The sequence below is a fragment of the Streptomyces alkaliphilus genome (assembly GCF_014141535.1).
Classification (GTDB): Bacteria; Actinomycetota; Actinomycetes; order Streptomycetales; family Streptomycetaceae; genus Streptomyces; species Streptomyces alkaliphilus.
On record NZ_VKHT01001020.1, the window covers coordinates 1 to 1,741 of the forward strand.

2 protein-coding genes are annotated in these 1,741 nt (G+C 74.7%); both read right to left on the bottom strand.

What is annotated here, in order from left to right; genetic code table 11:
- Positions 1 to 186: 186 nt before the first annotated feature.
- Entirely contained in the window at positions 187 to 990 is an 804-nt protein-coding gene (locus FNQ90_RS22065; protein ID WP_182607956.1) for a response regulator transcription factor, read from the bottom strand.
- On the bottom strand, positions 987 to 1,741 hold a 755-nt coding region (locus FNQ90_RS22070), incomplete at its 5' end, for a spermidine synthase family protein (protein ID WP_182607957.1). The genes FNQ90_RS22065 and FNQ90_RS22070, both read right to left, overlap by 4 nt.

The following is a 1,741-nucleotide window of genomic DNA, read 5'->3' on the forward strand; positions in this document are numbered from 1 at the left end:
AGACAGGCCCCGGCGGGCCCCGCCCCCGACAATTCGCCCGACGGACCGGGGCCCGCGAGGGTTTCGGGTGTCCCGTACCGCTGCACGGGGACCCGGCCGGGTGTCCCGGGGGCCCGGTCGCACGGATCGGCACCGCGGGCGGCCCCGCCGTGCCCCGGCCGGAGCGGGTGCCCGCCGGTCACCCGGTCAGCTCCCCTCGGAGAGGGCGCCGGTCTCCAGCGCGTAGCCCACCCCGTGCACGGTGCGGATGCGTTCCGCGCCGATCTTCCGACGCAGCGCCTTCACGTGGCTGTCCACGGTCCGGGTGCCGGAGGCGTCCGCCCAGTCCCACACGTCGGCCAGCAACTGTTCGCGGGTGAGCACCGCGCGTGGCGTGCGCGCCAGGCACAGCAACAGGTCGAATTCGGTGGGGGTGAGGTGCACGTCCTTGCCGCCGGCCCGCACCCGGCGCTGGGTGCGGTCGATCTCCAGATCACCCAGCTGCACGCTGCCCGGCCGCGGGGTCGCGGCCACGGCCGCGGCCCGCTCCACCCGGCGCAGCAGCGCGTGGGTGCGGGCGACCAGCTCGCGCAGCGAGAACGGCTTGGTCATGTAGTCGTCGGCGCCCACGCCGAGGCCCACGAGCATGTCGGTCTCGTCGTCGCGGGCGGTGAGCATGAGCACCGGCACCGGGCGCTGGGCCTGCACACGACGGCAGACCTCCAGCCCGTCGTAGCCGGGCAGCATCACATCCAGGACCAGCAGGTCCGGCTGGAACGCCGCGGCGGTCTCGACCGCCGCCGGTCCGTCGGCCGCCGTCTGGACGACGAAGCCCTCCGCGCGCATCCGCGCGGCTATCGCGTCGAGGATGGTGGGGTCATCCTCGACCACCAACACCCGGCGTTGGGCGCCGGGGGTGGTGGCCGTGCCGGTGTTGTGGCTCGGCCGGTCCCCCGGCGACGGCGAGGCCTCGCCGTTCGTCGGGTGGGTGGTGGTGTCCGTCTCGTTCATTGTGGTCCCGCCCCAGGGAGGTGTCCGGAGCCAGCCGGCTGGTGCTGGCTTTCCTTGACTGTCGGGAGCAGCGTAGATCCCCGGTGGGGCCGGAGCCACGCCGCTCGGGCCGCGAGGTGCACCACGTCCGGGACACCCCGGACGACCGGCACCTCCACGGTGCGCACAGCGTCGAACCCCGCTGCGCGCAGGGCCGCTTCGAAATCCGCGGACGGCTGTGCCGACCATACGGCAAGCACACCGCCCGGGGTGAGTCGGTCGTGGCACTCCATCAACCCCCGGGGGGAGTACAACCGGGCGTTGTCCGGACTCACCGTCCACTCCGGCCCGTTGTCGATGTCCAGGCAGATCGCGTCGTACGGGGCTCCCGGGGACCGGAGATGGTCCATCAGGTCGGCGTGCACCAACCGGGTGCGGCGGTCCGCCCGGGCCCGCTCGGTGAAGCGCTCCAGCGGTCCGTCGCGGTGCCACTCCAGCACCGCCGACTCGCGCTCGACAACGGTGATCGAACCCCACACGGGGTCCGCGGCGGCCTCGTCGAGGGAGAAGCCCACCCCCAGGCCACCGATGAGCAGGGAGGGACCCGGCGATGCGCGGGGAGCGCCGGAGGGCGCGGATTCAGTGGCCGCGGCCCCGGCCCGGTCCCCGACGGCCTCACGGGCGTCACCGGTGTCACGGGCGTCACCGTAGTCCCGGTGGGCCTGCGCCCCGGCGGCCTCCGTCGGGGGAGGGGGCGGGGCCGGCGACGGAT